General features: G+C 51.8%; 18 protein-coding genes and 1 pseudogene. 12 read left to right on the top strand and 7 right to left on the bottom strand.

Features of this window, described 5'->3' with window-relative positions; translation table 11 throughout:
* The first annotated feature begins 179 nt into the window (after nucleotides 1–179).
* The 3 genes from AB182_RS25500 to AB182_RS25510 all read left to right on the top strand — a co-directional run bounded on the left by AB182_RS25500 (nucleotide 180) and on the right by AB182_RS25510 (nucleotide 3,463).
* Nucleotides 180–1,115: a LysR family transcriptional regulator gene (locus AB182_RS25500; RefSeq protein WP_047372508.1), complete on the top strand. Its 936-nt coding sequence runs from the start codon at nucleotides 180–182 to the stop codon at nucleotides 1,113–1,115.
* 256 nt (nucleotides 1,116–1,371) lie between these two features.
* Nucleotides 1,372–2,325, top strand: a complete 954-nt coding sequence (locus tag AB182_RS25505; RefSeq protein WP_047372509.1) for an aldo/keto reductase — start codon at nucleotides 1,372–1,374, stop codon at nucleotides 2,323–2,325.
* Nucleotides 2,326–2,542: 217 nt separating this feature from the next.
* Nucleotides 2,543–3,463: a WYL domain-containing protein gene (locus tag AB182_RS25510; RefSeq protein ID WP_047372510.1), complete on the top strand. Its 921-nt coding sequence runs from the start codon at nucleotides 2,543–2,545 to the stop codon at nucleotides 3,461–3,463.
* Here AB182_RS25510 and AB182_RS25515 read toward each other — a convergent pair.
* Nucleotides 3,420–3,815, bottom strand: a complete 396-nt coding sequence (locus AB182_RS25515) for a (R)-mandelonitrile lyase (RefSeq protein ID WP_047372511.1) — start codon at nucleotides 3,813–3,815, stop codon at nucleotides 3,420–3,422. The two genes, AB182_RS25510 and AB182_RS25515, sit on opposite strands and share 44 nt — an antisense overlap.
* A gap of 229 nt (nucleotides 3,816–4,044) precedes the next feature.
* A complete protein-coding gene (locus AB182_RS25520; RefSeq protein WP_047372512.1) occupies nucleotides 4,045–4,647 on the bottom strand; it encodes a helix-turn-helix domain-containing protein in 603 nt (200 codons plus the stop codon).
* Nucleotides 4,648–4,691: 44 nt separating this feature from the next.
* On the opposite strand from AB182_RS25520, the gene AB182_RS25525 reads away from it, so the two are divergent.
* Nucleotides 4,692–5,378, top strand: a complete 687-nt coding sequence (locus tag AB182_RS25525; RefSeq protein ID WP_047372513.1) for a B3/B4 domain-containing protein — start codon at nucleotides 4,692–4,694, stop codon at nucleotides 5,376–5,378.
* A 366-nt stretch (nucleotides 5,379–5,744) separates the two neighbouring features.
* Here AB182_RS25525 and AB182_RS25530 read toward each other — a convergent pair whose 3' ends face one another.
* Nucleotides 5,745–6,644 (bottom strand): LysR family transcriptional regulator, encoded by a 900-nt coding sequence (locus AB182_RS25530; protein WP_047372514.1) that lies wholly within the window; start codon nucleotides 6,642–6,644, stop codon nucleotides 5,745–5,747.
* 117 nt (nucleotides 6,645–6,761) lie between these two features.
* Between AB182_RS25530 and AB182_RS25535 the strand changes: the two genes are divergently transcribed.
* From AB182_RS25535 to AB182_RS25550, 4 genes are all read left to right on the top strand, one after another.
* A complete protein-coding gene (locus AB182_RS25535) occupies nucleotides 6,762–7,511 on the top strand; it encodes an SDR family NAD(P)-dependent oxidoreductase (RefSeq protein WP_047372515.1) in 750 nt (249 codons plus the stop codon).
* A gap of 118 nt (nucleotides 7,512–7,629) precedes the next feature.
* The gene (vapB, locus tag AB182_RS25540; RefSeq protein ID WP_047372516.1) at nucleotides 7,630–7,860 is read left to right on the top strand and encodes a type II toxin-antitoxin system VapB family antitoxin; all 231 of its coding nucleotides are present in this window, start codon (nucleotides 7,630–7,632) and stop codon (nucleotides 7,858–7,860) included.
* Nucleotides 7,860–8,264, top strand: coding sequence for a type II toxin-antitoxin system tRNA(fMet)-specific endonuclease VapC (vapC, locus tag AB182_RS25545; RefSeq protein WP_047372517.1), 405 nt, complete (start codon nucleotides 7,860–7,862; stop codon nucleotides 8,262–8,264). The genes vapB and vapC overlap by 1 nt, the downstream gene beginning before the upstream one ends.
* Nucleotides 8,265–8,402: 138 nt before the next feature.
* A complete protein-coding gene (locus tag AB182_RS25550; RefSeq protein WP_047372518.1) occupies nucleotides 8,403–9,308 on the top strand; it encodes a LysR family transcriptional regulator in 906 nt (301 codons plus the stop codon).
* A gap of 33 nt (nucleotides 9,309–9,341) precedes the next feature.
* Here AB182_RS25550 and AB182_RS25555 read toward each other — a convergent pair whose 3' ends face one another.
* The 4 genes from AB182_RS25555 to leuC form a co-directional block, all read right to left on the bottom strand.
* A complete protein-coding gene (locus tag AB182_RS25555) occupies nucleotides 9,342–10,688 on the bottom strand; it encodes a 2-hydroxycarboxylate transporter family protein (RefSeq protein ID WP_047372519.1) in 1,347 nt (448 codons plus the stop codon).
* A 64-nt stretch (nucleotides 10,689–10,752) separates the two neighbouring features.
* Nucleotides 10,753–11,598 (bottom strand): fumarylacetoacetate hydrolase family protein, encoded by an 846-nt coding sequence (locus AB182_RS25560; RefSeq protein ID WP_047372520.1) that lies wholly within the window; start codon nucleotides 11,596–11,598, stop codon nucleotides 10,753–10,755.
* A 16-nt stretch (nucleotides 11,599–11,614) separates the two neighbouring features.
* Nucleotides 11,615–12,226: a 3-isopropylmalate dehydratase small subunit gene (leuD, locus tag AB182_RS25565; RefSeq protein WP_047372521.1), complete on the bottom strand. Its 612-nt coding sequence runs from the start codon at nucleotides 12,224–12,226 to the stop codon at nucleotides 11,615–11,617.
* Nucleotides 12,227–12,228: 2 nt separating this feature from the next.
* Nucleotides 12,229–13,647, bottom strand: coding sequence for a 3-isopropylmalate dehydratase large subunit (gene leuC / locus AB182_RS25570; RefSeq protein WP_047372522.1), 1,419 nt, complete (start codon nucleotides 13,645–13,647; stop codon nucleotides 12,229–12,231).
* Nucleotides 13,648–13,880: 233 nt separating this feature from the next.
* Here leuC and AB182_RS25575 point away from each other — a divergent pair, with 233 nt between their 5' ends.
* The 4 genes and pseudogenes from AB182_RS25575 (at nucleotide 13,881) to AB182_RS25590 (ending at nucleotide 17,037) form a co-directional block, all read left to right on the top strand.
* Nucleotides 13,881–14,639 carry a sulfite exporter TauE/SafE family protein gene (locus AB182_RS25575; RefSeq protein ID WP_047372523.1) on the top strand — a complete coding sequence of 253 codons (759 nt, stop codon included), beginning with the start codon at nucleotides 13,881–13,883 and terminating at the stop codon, nucleotides 14,637–14,639.
* 146 nt (nucleotides 14,640–14,785) lie between these two features.
* Entirely contained in the window at nucleotides 14,786–15,484 is a 699-nt protein-coding gene (locus AB182_RS25580) for an amino acid ABC transporter permease (RefSeq protein ID WP_177328620.1), read from the top strand.
* Nucleotides 15,462–16,229: pseudogene (locus AB182_RS25585) on the top strand (amino acid ABC transporter ATP-binding protein). The gene AB182_RS25580 and the pseudogene AB182_RS25585 overlap by 23 nt, the downstream one beginning before the upstream one ends.
* Before the next feature lie 34 nt (nucleotides 16,230–16,263).
* A complete protein-coding gene (locus tag AB182_RS25590) occupies nucleotides 16,264–17,037 on the top strand; it encodes an amino acid ABC transporter substrate-binding protein (RefSeq protein WP_047372525.1) in 774 nt (257 codons plus the stop codon).
* Nucleotides 17,038–17,093: the final 56 nt, after the last annotated feature.

The raw sequence follows: 17,093 nt of genomic DNA on the forward strand, positions 1-17,093 counted from the left end.
TAAATTCGGGACTTGTCGCCCCGTCTGGTTGGTCGAGAATAAACACAAATGCTGACGAGATAAATCACCTCCGCTGTGCAGCACTTTCCCTCCGGAAGTGAAAATAATGCCCTGGCGCTTTGCGCCTGTGGGTTTTTCTGGCAAAAAGAGGGCAGACCGTAAGCCCGGCAGGAGAAATCATGATTCGCCTTGAAGATGTCACCTTATTTGTTCGCTCCGCCGCGCTGGGCAGTTTCTCCAGTGCAGCGCGGGAGGCAGGACTATTGCCGGGGCAGGTCAGCGCCGCCGTACACCGCCTGGAGCGTGACCTCGACAAGCGCCTGTTTGCGCGCTCGACCCGCAGTCTGCGTTTGACCACAGAGGGAGAAAAATATCTCCCCTTCGCTCAGGAGATGCTGGCCGTGGTGCATGCGGGCGCGGAAAGCCTGCACAGTAGCGACAACGACATTCAGGGTGAACTGCGTGTGGCTGTACCGTCTGATATTGGCCGCAACGTGCTATTGCCGCTTATCACCCGCTTTTGCCAGCAGTACCCGAAAGTCTCGCTGCGCCTGTCGCTCTCTGATGAAGTCAGCGATGTCTTTCGCGACCCGGTGGACATTGCGATTCGCTATGGCGTGCTGGATAACAGTAGCTATGTCGCATTACCGCTGGCAGAAGATAACCGCCGCGTACTGGCCGCCTCCCCGGCTTACCTGCAACAACACGGCAGGCCGCAAGTTCTGGACGACATCGTCAATCACCACTGCCTGCTGTTTACCATGAACAGCCACGTCTATGACAAATGGAGCTTCCCGGAAGACGGCATGCGTCGCCAGTTGATCGTTAAAAGCCGAATGCTGTGCGACGATGCGGATGTTGCCCGCCGCTGGGCGCTGGAGGGGATGGGCATCGTCTACAAATCGTGGATTGATATCAGCGCGGATGTTCAGGCGGGCAGGCTGGAGGTGTTATTGCCACAGCACCCAGGCGAAGCGGCGCCCCTCAATCTGATTTGCCCACACCGCAAGCAATTTTCCCCGGCGATTCGCCAGTTGCACAGCGTGTTACGCGAGCCTCTGCGCGCTATCACTGCGTTGCTGCATACCCATCCGGCGTTTCATCCGCAGTCCTGATGCGCTCGTCTGAAAGCTAAGCGGGCCCTGTATATCGTCCGCCTGCGTCTATCGTCAGATAATATTCAGCTTTCAAAAAGCCACGTTTTGCTAACCCCTGAGGTGACGATAGGCGACTATTGTTGAAGCCATACAAGCAATCAGGGATCGCGTTCAGTGATGAAGGCGGCGAAAGGCGCAAATCAGCGCCCTATGTTGTCCGGGCTGGCGACGCAAGGAGTGCCGGGCTAGTCCGTCATCTAAAAGGTATGTGCGAATGGCTTTACGTTCATTAGGTACCACGGGTTTACAGATCCCCCGGCTGGTTTTTGGCGGTAACGTATTTGGCTGGACCGTGGATGAGAAGCAGAGTTTCAGTTTACTGGACGCGTTGCTGGAGCGTGGCTTTAGCGCTATCGACACCGCAGACGTTTACTCTGCGTGGGCGCCGGGAAACAAAGGCGGTGAATCGGAAACCATCATTGGCAAGTGGTTTGCCGCTCATCCTGGCGTGCGTGAAAAAGTCACCCTTTTTACCAAAGTCGGCGCCGATCTGGGGGAACCTGGCAAAAAAGGCCTTTCCGCGCGCTGGATTGAACACGCGGTCAACGACTCATTACGCCGTCTGCAAACCGACTATATCGACCTGTATTTCTCCCACTGGCCGGACAGCGAAACGCCGTATGACGAAACCCTGGGGGCATACCAGAAGCTGCTCAACGCCGGAAAAATCCGTGCTGTCGGGGCGTCAAATCTGAATGCAGAACAGTTACAGGCATCGCTGAGCGTGGCGGATGACAACGATTTGCCGCGCTACCAGGTGCTGCAACCGGAATATAACCTGTATGACCGTGACAGCTTTGAAGGAAAGCTGCAGGAGTTAACGGTTCGGGAAAATATCGGTGTGGTGACCTACTACAGCCTGGCCTCGGGTTTCCTGTCGGGCAAATACCGCAGCGAAAGCGATCTCAGCCAGAGCCAGCGCGGGCAGGGAATTAGCAAGTATCTGAATCCACGTGGCTTTGCCATTCTGGATGCGGTAGATAAAGTGGCGGCAAAACATAACGTCAAACCCGCTGAGATAGCGCTTGCCTGGCTTATCGCCCAGCCTGGCGTCACCGCGCCTATCGCCAGCGCCACAAAAATCGCCCATATAGAAAGCTTCGTGACCGCAGTGTCGCTGACCCTTTCCAGTGAGGATATCGCCGCACTGAACAACGCCGGTCAGTAAGGCGCAAACCGGATGGTCATGCGCCATCCGGTGCGCTTTTCCCACCTAAAAATTGTAGTTTTGCATGACCTGAGACAATTTTTCCCGTCGTTCGGTTGGAGTTTTTGTCGCCTCTGCCGTTAACCATGTTGATGAACGCCACGTATTACCGCACAAGTCTGGCAGGTGATTGCCGCCGCGTAAGCGCCTTCTGACTTGTCGTTCGGGACAGGGAACAATGAAGGAAAGTCACGCAAAGAAACACGATGTGCTGATTGAGCGACTGTGCGAAATTTTCTCGGTCCTTTATCAGGGAAATACCATCGATAAAGCATGGTTATGTACGAAATTCGGCATTACGGCGCGCACCGCGTATCGCGACCTGGCGCGGCTTGCCCACTTACTGGATCAGGTCTCGCCTGGTCGCTATCGCCTTAGCACGCATTTACTGCCGACGCTGCATACCGGGCACCTGGAGGAATTTGCCGATTTCGCGGGCGTTGCGCATCTGTTCCCTCGTCGGGATGGTCAGTCGCTACGTAACAGCATGAAAAACCGGGATAACATCGCCTTTCATGGTGCCAGTAGCCGGGAAAATTACACCATGGATGCCCTGATAGGCCAGCTCAACCAGGCCATTGCCGCCCGGCAGGAAGTCACGTACTGCTATCGGGAAAAAAACCGCTGTGTTCAGCCGTATCGCTTAATAAACCATTATGGTTTGTGGTATCTGGCGGCGGTGGATGCGGGCACGCTAAAGGCCTTCGAACTGGCGCTTATTTCCCGCTTTTCGCCGGGGACAAGCCATTTCACGGCCGATCCGCAGGTGCTGGAGGAGCTTGAAGCAGGTTCGGGTATTCGCTTTGGCAAAAAGACAGAGGTGCAATTACGGATTTCGGCTCATGCGGCGAAGTTCGTCAGCCGACGCCCGCTTTTTCCTGCTCAGCGCGTGGTGGAACGGCACGACGACGGCGGCATGACGATTTCGTGTGATATTCGAGACCCGCACACGTTGTTCCGCTGGCTACGCTACTGGCTACCGGATGTCAGCATCCATTCGCCCGCTTCCCTGCGTGAGGCGTTTAAGCAAGATTTACAGCGGCGTTATGCCGAGGCTAGCGACGATATTGTTCATCCGATACCTGCTCAAGCCAGGTAACCGGGCTGCCGTTTTGTGATTCGGCGATAGCGATATGGGTCATCGCATTCTCTGGCGTTGCGCCATGCCAGTGTTTCACATCCTGCGGGATCCAGATGATATCGCCCTGATTCATCTCCTGGATGGGTTCCCCTTCACACTGGATCCAGCCTTTGCCGTGGGTGATGATCAGCGTCTGACCCAGCGGATGGGTGTGCCAGGCCGTGCGCGCCCCCGGTTCAAAGGTCACAATCGCTCCGCCGACGCGCGCCGGGGCATCGGTCTGGAACGGAGAGTCGAGGCGCACGCGGCCGGTAAAATAGGCCTCCGGGCCGGGTGCGGAAGGGACAGAACCACTACGGATAATTTTCATTTTCTTCTCCTGAAAGGTAAAACCGCAGGATAAAGTTTACGCAGCATCGCCGGGATTGATTAGCCGTAGAAAGCGAAAAGGTGCTATGAGGCACATTCATGAGTGTCTGAGGCAAAGGCTTTCACCCCCTGTCCCGACAGCCCGCCACAGAGGAGCGGCGAGCCGGGATAATGTAACAGGGCGCGGGTGGGGATAACCCGGCAAAATCATAATGGGCTATGCGGCTGGCTTACGTATGGCGTTCACTGACCGTCATGGTAAACCACACTTCCTCATCACCGTCGTTGGCATAGGCATGGGGTGCATCGGTTCGGGCGACGGCGGTGCTGCCCTGCGTGACGGCCATGACGGTTTCATTGACGGTGATAGTCAGTATGCCCTGCTCCACGTACAGAAGCTCAACGGTGCCAGTCGGATGGCCCGCAGAGGTAAAATGCTCGCCGGGAAACAGATGCCAGCGCCACATTTCCAGCATATCGGGCCCGCTGGTGCCCGCCAATAAGCGGGCAGAACCGCCTTTATCACCGTTCCACAGTACCGGAATGTCCGCGGCGCCAATCAGGCTGATGGCGGGTTTACTGGCCACATCGACAATATCCGCCACGGAAACGCCCATCGCGGCGGCGATTTTACACAACATCGCGATGCTGGGGTTGGCCAGGCTCTTTTCGATCTCCACCAGCATGCCTTTGCTGACGCCTGCCCGGCGAGAGAGTTCGTCCAGCGACAATTTTTGCTGCTGGCGGAACGTTTTAATGCGTGCGGCCACTGCCTGGCTGACGGTATCCAGATCGGCACCTGCATCGGTCGGTATATTGACTTTTTTGGTCATCGGTCGATAGTATGGGATAAATTGGTCACTAAAAGGATTATCCGATGCTTTCCGTTCAGCCGTCAATCGACGCCGGTCTTGCCCGTATTGCTCCCCAGTTTCGAGCCCTGAGTATGCTGGTGGAGGCCGCGCCGTTAGTGCATCCACAGGTGGGAGAAGCGGCGTTAACGCGCGCATGTGCTGAGGTGATGGCAGGCGGCCCGGTCTGGGCGCAGGCGCATCTGGATGCCTGGAGTGAGGTGTTTAAGCGCTTCGGCGCGAAGCCGAAACGCACGCCCTGTTCCGCCGACGCGCTGCGTAAACGGGTATTGCGCGACGGCGTAATGGCCGCGATTGATCCAGTGGTAGACCTCTATAACGCCATCAGTTTGCGCTATGCCATCCCGGTGGGGGGCGAGAACCTTGCTGCCTATGCAGGCGCGCCGAGGCTGGTCATTGCCGAGGGGACCGAGCGTTTTGACATGATGAAAGACGGACACGTGGCGGAAGAGTCACCGGAACCGGGTGAAGTGGTGTGGCGTGACGATCTGGGGGTAACGTGTCGGCGCTGGAACTGGCGACAAGGGGTGCGGACCCGCCTGAGCGCCACGGATAGCCAGATGTGGTTTATCCTGGAAAGCCTGCCAGAGATGCCGCTTGATGCCCTGCATGCTGCAGGGGATGAACTGGCGGCCGGTTTGCAGGCAATGATGCCGGGCAGCATCATCCGTTCGTCGCTGTTGACGCTATGAAAGGGAATATCCCGGATGCGGCTTTACCTTATCCGGGATACGGGTTCAGTGCCCGATCGTAGAGGGGGAGGGATCCCCACAAAAAATGCGAGCACGACCGGGGCCCTCTCCCTTGGGGGAGAGGGCCCCGGTCAGCCGCCAACGCCTCATCGATTTTCAGCCGGACCCTGTCATCGCTGTCACTGTTTTATTCTTATTAAGCGGTGTTATCGCTGTAAAACGTAAGATTACTGGGGATTCCTCACCCCTGAGGGAGAGGGCCAGGGTGAGGGGGAAAATGCGGCTCGGAAGGTGGGTTCCGTTCACCGTATCTACAGTCCGTAGCCCCGGCAAGCGCAGCGCCGCCGGGGATGCCCCGGATGAGCACTACAACCTCGTCAACGTCGCAAAATAGGCGGCGAGACTGTCAATCAGGGCTCTGACCGCAGGCGGCAGCCCCTTACGCGTGGTAAATACCAGGTGAACAATCCCCGGCACGCTGCGCCACTGTGGGAACACCTGCACCAGCTCCCCTTTTTCTAATGCGCGATGGCAAAAATGCTCCGGTAAAAACGCCACGCCAAGTCCCTGGCTTGCCGCCGTGCGCACCGCCGCAAAATCACTACAACTCATCATCGGTTCATGACGAAACATCATGCTTTGCTTGTCGCGGTTTTCCAGCGGCCACTCCACTTCGGCGTCGCCATCATTGGTGCTGAGCGTGGGGAGGGTATTCAATATGGCTATATCCTCCCCCGTACGCCGCGCCAGTGCCGGGCTTGCCACCAGGATCCGATGCGAAATACCCAGCGTACGCATAATCAGTTCCGCGTCGCTATTAAGTTGCGTGCGCACGCGCAGGGCCACATCGATGCGCTCATTAATCAAATCCACGGGCCTGTCGAGGGCCAGAATTTGCAGCCGGACCTTCGGATAGCGGTGCATATAGGCCATCATCGTGTCGGAAACCACTTCCACCATCCCTGTCGGGCAGCTAAAGCGCACCAGACCATGCGGCTCGGCATGGGCATTCACAATCAACGCTTCTGCCTGCTCTGCCTCTTGCAGAATGGCTCGACAACGCTGGTAAAACGCCTCGCCGACTTCCGTGACGCGAAAGCGGCGGCTGGTTCGCTCAATCAGCCGTACGCCGAGACGAGATTCCAGCTCGGCTATTCGGCGGCTGAGTTTTGATTTTGGTTCATGCAGTGCCCTGCCTGCGGCAGCAAATCCGCCGTGGCGCACCACCTCGGCAAAATAGCGATAGTCATTCAGATCGGTACGCATTGTCGCCCCATCGTTCCTTTAATAGAACGATAGGTAGCATAATTGCTATCTTTTTGCACCATCGTTCCACTGGTATCTTCATCATCACTAACCCAACGGAATAAACCGGAGCTTAAAATGAACAGATACAGCAATAAAGTCGTGGTAGTGACTGGTGGTACCAGCGGTATTGGCCTGGCGACAGCAAAAGCGTTCGCCGCCGAAGGGGCGCATGTTTACATCACCGGGCGTCGCCAGGAAGCACTGGATAACGCGGTACAGGCCATCAGCGGCAGCGTGGTCGGCGTGCGTGGCGACATGGGGAAACTGGCCGATATCGACCATCTCTATGATGTGATTCAGCAACAGCACGGGCAGATTGATGTGCTGGTGGCGAATGCGGGCGGCGGGGATTTTGCCGCACTGGGTGAAATCACCGAACAGCATTACGAGCAGACCTTCAACACTAACGTTAAAGGCGTGCTGTTTACCGTACAGAAAGCCCTGCCGCTGCTGAAAGATGGCGCTTCCATCGTGATGACCGCCTCCACCACCAGCGTGAAAGGCACCCCGGCATTTAGCGTTTACTCGGCGACCAAAGCGGCGGTGCGTAACTTTGCCCGTAGCTGGATTCTTGATCTCAAACCGCGCCGCATTCGCGTTAATGCCGTCAGCCCTGGTCTGACGGACACCGCCGGTCTGAATGAACTCTTTGGTGGCGGCGACCAGGCGGAAGGCACGAAATCCTGGCTCTCCGAACAGGTCCCGTCAGGCCGTATTGGTCAGCCTTCTGAGGTGGCCAGTGCCGTGCTGTTCCTCGCCTCGGACGACGCGAGCTATATCAACGGCGTCGAGCTGTTTGTCGACGGCGGCCTGGCACAGATTTAATGTATAGGTGTTGCCCCGCATCAAAAAGGAAAGGTGCGGGGAAATGACGTATATCCCATTGACATATCCCGTGCATGATTTAAGCTTATCGTGTAAATTTTCACCAGCGGAGGATCGTATGGAAAAAACGACACTCTTTAAAAGTAATCGCAGCCAGGCCGTACGTTTACCTAAAGCGGTTGCTCTGCCTGATGATGTTAAACAGGTTGAGATTGTGGCATTAGGCAGGACACGGATAATTACTCCGGCTGGAGAAGCCTGGGATAGTTGGTTTGATGGCGAGAGCGTGAGCCCCGATTTTATGAGTTCGCGTGAGCAGCCTGGGGAGCAAAATAGGGAAGATTTTTAATGCTGAAATATATGCTGGATACCAACATCTGCATTTTTACCATCAAGAATAAGCCTCCTGTGGTACGTGAAGCATTCAGGCAACATTATGACCGCATGTGTATCAGTTCTGTCACCCTGATGGAATTGATTTATGGCGCGGAAAAGTCAGCCATGCCAGAGAAAAACTTACGCGTTGTTGAAAGTTTTGTTGCAAGGCTTGAAGTGCTTACGTATGACATAGAAGCCGCAACACATACCGGGCAAATTCGGGCAGAGCTGGCAAAGCTCGGTACACCTATTGGCCCTTATGACAGCATGATCGCTGCTCACGCCCGGTCGCAGGGGTTAATTCTGGTCACTAACAATACGCGCGAATTTGAACGTATCCCTGGAATTCGTTTATCTGACTGGACGATTCAATGAGTTCCCCGCTGCCCTCGTTAATATCACAGATGCGTTTATTCCATCTTGCTTAGGATATTATATCAATTATTTATACAATCCCTTATACTTTACGCAAAGAAGCAATATCATTTATATTTCGCATAAGGGAAAGTTTTGATGAAAAGAAACTGGCCTCTCATTGAAGATTTCAATGTTTTTTTAACTGTCGTCAGGAATAATAGCTTTTCGCGAGCGGCTATTGAGCTTGGCGTATCAAATGCGTATATCACTAAACGCATCGGCATTCTTGAAGAGATGCTGGGAGTGAAGCTTTTCTATCGCAACACCCGCGATATCAAGCTTACGGAATCCGGTGAGGTGACTCGTGTACAGGCGGAACAGCTAATAAATAAAACCGAATCGGTGCTCGAACAGATAAAAGATGTAAAAAACGATATTGTTGGCAGTATTCATATTTGTAGCTCTTTTGGTTTTGGAAAAAATCATCTGGCCAAAGCATTGTCGTTATTTTCGAAAGAAAACCCTAAACTCAAAATTAAGCTGACGCTAACTGATATTAAAATTGATTTGGTCAAAGAGGGGATTGACCTGGAAGTGATCGTGGGTGATGAATTTCATGACCGCTATTACGCTAAAAAAATTGCGGAGAATAAGCGTATCCTCTGTGCGTCTCCGGACTATTTGAGTGAGCGTGGTATGCCGCAAACGGCAGAGGCGCTTTCCGGGCATGATTGCCTGTTTTTGCAGGAAAAGGGCCTTCCCTTTGGCCTCTGGCATTTGACTGATGGCCATCGTACTGAAACCGTACGTGTCCATGGCGATTTATCGTCAAACAGTGGAGAGGTGATTCTGCAATGGGCGCTGGATGGGCACGGGATTGCGCTTCGTAGCCAGTGGGATGCGCGTAAGTATATTGAAGCGGGAGAACTGACTCAGATTCTGCCGGGTTATTATGAACGTGCTTCGGTGTGGGCGATTTATCCCGGTAAGTTGGAAGAGTCCATTAAAACGAAAAAATGTGTGGCGTTCCTCGAAGGTTATTTCGGCAACGCCACATTGTAACCGCCACCCAAAAAAGGGGGGGCGCAGGGGCAATCAGGAGAAGGTGGCCAGCAACATGGTCGCGAGAATGACAGTGGATGCGCCGCCGATACGGGTAGAAATTTGCGCAAACGGCATTAATCCCATGCGGTCAGACGCTGAGAGGATAGCCACGTCCCCCGTGCCGCCCAGACCACTGTGGCAGGTCGTGACTATCGACGCTTCAACTGGGTACATATTTAAAAATTTCGCCATAAAGAAGCTGACCAGCGCCATTGATAGCACCACCGAGCCACATACGGCGACATAGGCGAAGGAAAACACGGATACCACGCTTTCCAGCGGCACATATAGCATGCCCAGCCCAATCATCGTCGGCCAGATTAAGGAGGTGGAAATCAGCTTGTAGCAAGACTTAGAACCCGTTTCCATCCGTTCCGGAATAGCTCGCGCGTACTTGCAGATGACTGCCATTACGATCATTAATACCGGCCCCGGAATATGCAGGACCCGCTCCAGTAATCCACCAACGATAAAAAAGCAGCAGATCATCAATATGCCCGCGCCCATCAACGCGTAATCTGTTTTACCGTTCCCTTCAGCCGCAATATTGCTAAAAATCGCGTTATCTTCTGCCGTACGGATGAGCATGCCGTTGCCACTCAGGTGCGGTTTGCTTTTCCCCAGGCGAGCGAGAAAACCCGCACACACAATGGCGAAGATATTACCGATTACCGCAGCCGGAACGAGCTGGGCGACATAGATATCTGGCGACGTGCTCAGAATCGAAGAATAGGCCAGCGACAGCGGGAGAATGCCTTCGCCAATGCCGCCACCAATAATCGGCACGATGATAAAGAAGAAGGTGTGATAAAAGCTGTAACCTACCATTTTCCCCACCAATAGCCCTACACCCACCGCCGTCAGCGTACCGACAACCAGTGGAACGAACATACGGATCATCCCCTGCACGAGAATGATACGATTCATTCCCAAAATGCTGCCGACCACCAGGGTTGCGATAACGAAGTAGAGGAAGTTGGCATCCTTCATCAACATTTTTGTGGCGTCCAGGACATTCTGTGGCACGTGGCCGTAGAAGACGAGGAAAGAGGGAATCATCAAACAAAAGATGGCCGGTCCACCAATGTCTTTAATCAGGGGGATATTTTTACCAATCGTTGACAAAATAAAACCAAGCGACATGATAATTGCCAGACCGCCGATCATATTTTTTGGTAATGTGCCTAAATAAGCTGCCGCGCCGACAATTACGCACATGATAATAAAAAACGGAACTGGAATAGAGCAGATCTCATTTTTGAGTAGGGCTTGCTTTATACCATAATTACTCAATGAAGCTGATTTGTTATGTAGGGTACTTCTTTCAATATGATCCATTGTGCTCACCTATATATTAAATTAAGTGTCATCTTCCTTAAGAGGTAAAACAGGAGTGTTGTTTTTATAATGCGACAGCTTCTTTAATATGATTACTTAAACGGCCAACGCCTTCTATCTCAACTTCAATAAAATCTCCATCCTTTAAAAACAAAGGAGGGTTACGTTTTTTTCCGACACCGCCTGGTGAGCCAGTAATAATAACATCACCAGCATTTAATTTTGTGAAGGTACTAATATAAGAAATCAGATAAGGAATTTTATGGACCATATTTCGCGTATTATCGTTCTGCACTTCATTCGAATTGAGAAAGGTGCGAATCGATAAATTATGCGGATCGGTTATTTCATCTTTACAGGTGAGCCACGGCCCAAAAGCACCGGAGCGCGGCCAGTTCTTACCGGCGGTATACCAGGTATGTTGCCAGTCACGTGCGGAGCCGTCCATATAGCAACTATAACCGGCCACATAGTCCAGTGCTTTTGCCTCATTCACATGAGAACAGGTCTTGCCGATGATAACCGCCAGTTCACCTTCATAATCAAATTCACGCGATTCAATCGGTTTATTCACAAAACTACGATGGCCGGTTTGGGAGTCAGCAAAACGGACAAATAACGTTGGTTCGGGATTGAGCTCATTAAACTCAGCACGTTTTTCGCTATAATTCATACCGACGCAGATAATTTTTGTAGGATTATCGATAACGGGCAAGAATTCAATTTCATCGAGCAAGTAATCAACGCCAGATGCACTGATTTTTCTCAGTCCTTTAATATCCTCTTTTTCGAGGAAAGTTTTCAGGGTTGGGTATTTATTGCCATAAATAGCACTGACATCAATAATGCCATTGCCCTGAATAATGCCAAACTTATGTTTGTCATTAACTTTGAAGTTAACGATTTTCATATCAGCCTCTACAGTATTACGCGGTTTTGTGCCAGGGATTAGCGCGGAAATACGCTTGCTCAAAACGTAAAATATCTTCTTTAAACGAAAGGGTTAAACCAATCGCATCGAGCCCTTTTACCAGCATCTCTTTTTTCAGGTTATCGATCGGAAACGGGATGCGCTGCGTCGCTGTCTGGATAATCTGATTTTCCAGATCGACAGTTAAGGTATTGCTCTGTGGCCTGGAGATATCATCCGCAATGCGTCGCAGTTCATCGTCATTGACACAAAGCGTCAGTACGCCGTTGCGTAAGCAGTTGTCATTAAAGATGCCAGCAAATGAGGTGCCAATGAGGGCACGGATCCCCAGCTGTTTCATCCCCCATACCGCATGTTCTCTGCTGGATCCACAGCCAAAATTTGGGCCAACAACCAGGAAGGTAGCGCCTCGCCATGCGGGTGTATTGAGGATAAATTCTGGGTTCTCACAGCCATCTGCTAAAAAACGCAGGTCGTAAAATAACCCTTTATCCAGACCCTGACGGTCAATGCCTTTTAAAAACTGCTTAGGCATGATGACATCGGTATCCACATTTGCCGCCATCATGGGAGCGGCAATCCCGGTTACGGTTTTAAACGCGTCCATCATTACACCTCGGTAAAATATCTGACATCGGTTAAATGGCCTGCGATGGCGCTTGCTGCAACCATGGCTGGGCTCATCAGATGTGTACGGGAACCGGCGCCCTGGCGTCCGGCAAAATTGCGGTTGGTACTGGAGGCGCAGCGGTCGCCCGGTGCGAGTACATCCTCATTCATGGCAAGGCACATGGAACAACCGGATTGTCGCCATTCAAAACCGGCATCGATAAAAATCTGTGCCAGACCTTCCCGCTCAGCACGTTCACGTACCTGCGTTGAGCCGGGAACTATCATGCCTCTGACGTGAGAGGCGATTTTCTTGCCTTTCACCACCTTTGCCACTTCGCGTAAGTCTTCGATACGGCTGTTTGTACAGGAGCCAATAAAAGCGTGGGAGATGGCAATCTCCTGGAAAGGTGTACCGGGTCTCAGATCCATGTATTTCAGTGCGGTGAGGTAATCCTGCTTTTTTTGTGGATCAGCAATCTGCTGTGGGTCCGGAATGCGATCGCTAATGGGGCCTGCCTGATCCGGGCTGATACCCCAGGTCACAAAGGGTTCCAGCGTGCTGCAATCGATATAGATTTCTTTATCAAATTTGGCATCGGCGTCGGTTTTTAGCTCGGACCAACGGGTTACCGCATCGCGCCATAACGCACCTTTTGGTGCTCGCGGTGTGTCTTTCAGGTAAGCAAATACTTTTTCGTCTGGTGCCATGAATGCGCCGCGCGCGCCGGCTTCCACGGCCATATTGCAGATGGTCATGCGAGCTTCCACGCTCAGCGCATCAATAACGCTGCCATAGAACTCAATGGCGTAGCCGGTTGCACCGTCTGCGCCGATGCGAGCGATTAACGCCATAATGACGTCTTTCGATGTGACGCCTGGCATGAGGTTACCTTCGAGGCTGACACGCATGTTTTTAAGTTTTTTATAGACCAGCGTTTGCGTTGCCAACAGATGCTCAATTTCGGAGGTACCGATACCGAAGCCGAATGCGCCCAGCGCCCCATAAGTGGTGGTATGACTATCACCTGCCGCGATAACCATCCCCGGCATTGCCAGCCCCTGTTCATGGGCCACGACGTGTTCAATACCCTGGCGTTTATCCATTACATCGAACAATTCGATGTTGAACAGCGCACTATTCTCTGTGAAGTATTTCACCTGTAATGCGCCGCCGGAGTCAGTCATCTTTTCATCGCGCATCGGGCGGGTTGGGTTTACATGATCGACATTGAGCAGAATACTTTTTGGGTTCCACACTCGACGGTTCTGCTCGCGCAGGCCGCTAAAAGCCTGAGGGCTGGTATATTCGTTAAGAATTGAACGATCAATATAAAGAAGTACATTTCCTGCATTATCTAATTCTTTAATGGTGTGGGAGTCTATATGCTTATCATAAAGCGTTTTGCCCTGTTTCATATTTATACCTGGGTTGCTCATGGTTAATTAATTCAAGTATAAATATTGCGGTTTTTATGTATAGATATAATTCTATTTATATGTATAAAAAGTCTTTTTTCAAATCGTGAAATATAATATTTATTTATGAATATCAATGAATTAATATTTAAATTTTTAGTTTTTTGCATGATGGATATAAGTTAAAAAGGATGCTAGATTGACGCATTTTTCAGTTTTAAGATTATTCATCTATGATTGCATTCTCAGTTTTTCAGTTTATTGTCTGCTTGGTTTTGGGTATGGGGCTGGGTTTGTGTGGCGGTTTGCTTGGCATTGGTGGTGGGTTAATTGCCATTCCCGTTTTACGCTACTTATTTGATATGTCTCAATCCTGTGCGCAGGGTACGGCGTTGATCATGATTATTCCCAATGTATTATTGAGCTTCATTCAATACAAACGCCGCAACAAAATTGATAATAAGAAGACGCTACTCCTGTGCGTTATCGCCAGTATTACTGCCTTTTTTACTGCGGGTTGGGCAACAGCGATCAATACTCATAGTCTTGCGTTGCTGTTCTCACTCTTTTTGTTTGTTATCGCATTTTACTACCTGGCACAAACGCTGTGGTTCCGGCAAAAAAGTACCGTCCTTGTTCCGCTGGCTTTTCTACCACTATTGGGGATCCTGAGCGGGATAACCTCCGGGCTGTTTACCGTGGGTGGTGCACTGGTAGTGGTTCCCTTACTGGTGATGCTTTTTGCCTATACGCAAACTCAGGCGCAGGGCACCGCACTGGCATTGGTTGTTCCTGGCGGGTTGGCGGCGCTGATTTCCTACACACTCGCCGGGCATATCGCCTGGCACATTGGCATTCCTTTGGCGCTGGGCGGTATTGTCAGTGTCTCCTGGGGCGTGATGCTCGCACACAAACTGCACCCCAGAATGCTTAAACTTTGTTTTAGCGCTGTTCTGGTGATTGTGGGGGTTCTGGTAATGTACAAAGCCTAATGTTATCTATATACCGGAAGTGCATAAGCATTCCTGGTTTATCTCGATACATCCGCAATTTCGCCGTGGTAGACTCGCCTTATAAAATATAGTTATGCCATTTAATTTATAACAACTGAAATAATCATTTTCAGGGAAGGTGAAGTGTGCCTGATTGGTTATCATTAGCAATAGATTCATTTTGGCCAATGCTGTATGCCGGGCTGACATTTACTATTCCATTAACATTGATTACCTTCGTCCTGGGATTAATTCTGGGATTTGTCGTGGCGTTAATTCGCTTATATGGTCCTGCACCGCTGAAAAGCGCGGTGCGCTTTTATGTCTGGATTATTCGCGGCACGCCGCTGCTGGTACAACTGTTTCTGATTTTCTATGCTCTGCCGAATGCGGGCATCACGCTGGATGCGTTTCCGTCGGCGGTGATTGGCTTTACGCTTAACATTGGCGCCTATACCTCGGAAGTGATCCGCGCGACATTGCTCTCGGTACCAAAAGGCCAGTGGGAGGCGGCGCACTCCATCAGCATGAGCTGGAGCCAGTCGCTGCGCCACATCATTCTGCCACAGGCGGCGCGCGTGGCGGTGCCGCCATTATCAAACACCTTTATTTCGCTGGTTAAGGATACTTCGCTGGCTTCGGTAATTACGGTTCCTGAGATGTTTCTCGCTGCGCAACGTATTGCCGCCGTCACCTATCAACCGCTTATCCTTTATACCGAAGCAGCGCTTCTCTATCTGTTGATCAGTTCCGTCTTATCGTATTTACAGTCGCAGCTGGAAACCCGATTAGAAAGAAATACCGTGGCTAAGGAAAATAATAATGATAACGCTATTCGGACTTGAGAAAAGTTTTGGCTCGCAGAAAGTCCTGCACGATATTTCTCTAAACCTTCCGGAAGGGAGCGTCACGGCATTAATTGGCCCTTCCGGCAGTGGCAAAAGTACATTATTACGCTGTGTCAACTTGCTGGAAATTCCACAGGCTGGAGCGCTGAAAATTGGCGGTGAAGATATTTCATTTAACGGATATACCAAACCGAAGAAAAAAGATATCCGGCGTATCTGCCAGCAGACCGGCATGGTCTTTCAGAACTTTCAGCTATTTCCGCACTTAACGGTGCTGGACAACATTATGCGCGGTTTGGTGGTGGTGCAGAAATGGCCTGTCGCCAAAGCCAAAGCGAGGGCGGAAGAGTTGCTCACCAAAGTTGGCATGCTGCACAAGCGCGACGCCTGGCCAGCCATGCTCTCCGGCGGCCAGCAGCAGCGCGTGGCAATCGCCCGTGCGCTGGCCCCGTCGCCCAAAGTCTTGCTCTGCGATGAACCCACCTCGGCGCTCGACCCTGAATTGTCCCTGGAGGTGGTGGCCGTGCTACGCTAGCTCGCCCAGGAGGGCACCACCATGCTGATGGCGACACACGATTTACGGCTGGCGGCCAATATTGCCAACCAGGTCGTCTTTCTGGAGTCAGGGCACATTGTGGAGAGCGGCACCTCGAAGGCCATCTTCACCCAGGCGAAGAAGACGCGAACCCAACTGTTTATTTCCACCCTGACCGACACCCTTCCCGATTCCTGGGAAATTTAAAACAACAACACGGCAACCCTTTAAGGAGCTAATGATGAAGGTATTAGTTACTGCACTGCTGGCCACCGCTATTCAACTGAGCGTTTCACATGCTGCTTTTGCGGCAAACGATCTGACCTCTATCAAATCTGCCGGGGTGTTGAAGATCGGCACCGAAGGCACCTATCCGCCATTCACTTACCATGACGCTTCCGGAAAACTGGTGGGGTTTGATGTGGAGATTGGGCGCGAAATCGCGAAACGTATTGGGGTAAAAGCTGAATTTGTTGAAGGCAAATGGGATGGCCTGATTGCCGGGCTGGACGCTAAACGCTACGACGCGGTGATTAACCAGGTTTCTATCACCCCTGAGCGTCAGGCGAAATTTGCTTTCTCCGAGCCGTACATCTCCTCCAAAGCGGTACTGATCGTGAACAGCAACAATACGGCGATCAAGAGCTTTGATGACCTCAAAGGCAAGAAATCCGCCCACACCCTGACCAGTAACTATGCCCAACTGGCGCGTAAATACGGTGCGGAAGTGGTGGGTACCGATGGCTTTGACCAGTCGGTGTCGCTGGTGGCTCAGGGACGTGCGGATGCCACCATCAACGACAACCTGTCGTTCCTCGACTTCAAGAAACACAAGCCGGACGCACCGGTGAAAATTGTGGCGGCGCAAAACGATGCCGAGCAGGTGGGTGTGCTGATTCGTAAGAATGATGCGGAACTGCAACAAGCGATCAATAAAGCCCTCGACGGGATTAAATCCGACGGAACATACCAGAAGATATCCACTACCTACTTCGGGACAGATGTGTCGAAATAATAAACGGGCCGCAGCGGTTATTACCGCTGTAGGTTTCGCTAAAAAGGGCAGCAGTT

The organism is Phytobacter ursingii (assembly GCF_001022135.1).
In the GTDB taxonomy this organism is placed as follows: Bacteria; Pseudomonadota; Gammaproteobacteria; order Enterobacterales; family Enterobacteriaceae; genus Phytobacter; species Phytobacter ursingii.

Bases quoted from the DNA above. Each gene is read 5' to 3' on its own strand.
- AB182_RS25500 (WP_047372508.1), top strand. From the start codon at position 180: ATGATTCGCCTTGAAGATGTCACCTTATTTGTTCGCTCCGCCGCGCTG.
- AB182_RS25505 (WP_047372509.1), top strand. From the start codon at position 1,372: ATGGCTTTACGTTCATTAGGTACCACGGGTTTACAGATCCCCCGGCTG.
- AB182_RS25510 (WP_047372510.1), top strand. From the start codon at position 2,543: ATGAAGGAAAGTCACGCAAAGAAACACGATGTGCTGATTGAGCGACTG.
- AB182_RS25515 (WP_047372511.1), bottom strand. From the start codon at position 3,815: ATGAAAATTATCCGTAGTGGTTCTGTCCCTTCCGCACCCGGCCCGGAG.
- AB182_RS25520 (WP_047372512.1), bottom strand. From the start codon at position 4,647: ATGACCAAAAAAGTCAATATACCGACCGATGCAGGTGCCGATCTGGAT.
- AB182_RS25525 (WP_047372513.1), top strand. From the start codon at position 4,692: ATGCTTTCCGTTCAGCCGTCAATCGACGCCGGTCTTGCCCGTATTGCT.
- AB182_RS25530 (WP_047372514.1), bottom strand. From the start codon at position 6,644: ATGCGTACCGATCTGAATGACTATCGCTATTTTGCCGAGGTGGTGCGC.
- AB182_RS25535 (WP_047372515.1), top strand. From the start codon at position 6,762: ATGAACAGATACAGCAATAAAGTCGTGGTAGTGACTGGTGGTACCAGC.
- vapB (WP_047372516.1), top strand. From the start codon at position 7,630: ATGGAAAAAACGACACTCTTTAAAAGTAATCGCAGCCAGGCCGTACGT.
- vapC (WP_047372517.1), top strand. From the start codon at position 7,860: ATGCTGAAATATATGCTGGATACCAACATCTGCATTTTTACCATCAAG.
- AB182_RS25550 (WP_047372518.1), top strand. From the start codon at position 8,403: ATGAAAAGAAACTGGCCTCTCATTGAAGATTTCAATGTTTTTTTAACT.
- AB182_RS25555 (WP_047372519.1), bottom strand. From the start codon at position 10,688: ATGGATCATATTGAAAGAAGTACCCTACATAACAAATCAGCTTCATTG.
- AB182_RS25560 (WP_047372520.1), bottom strand. From the start codon at position 11,598: ATGAAAATCGTTAACTTCAAAGTTAATGACAAACATAAGTTTGGCATT.
- leuD (WP_047372521.1), bottom strand. From the start codon at position 12,226: ATGGACGCGTTTAAAACCGTAACCGGGATTGCCGCTCCCATGATGGCG.
- leuC (WP_047372522.1), bottom strand. From the start codon at position 13,647: ATGAAACAGGGCAAAACGCTTTATGATAAGCATATAGACTCCCACACC.
- AB182_RS25575 (WP_047372523.1), top strand. From the start codon at position 13,881: ATGATTGCATTCTCAGTTTTTCAGTTTATTGTCTGCTTGGTTTTGGGT.
- AB182_RS25590 (WP_047372525.1), top strand. From the start codon at position 16,264: ATGAAGGTATTAGTTACTGCACTGCTGGCCACCGCTATTCAACTGAGC.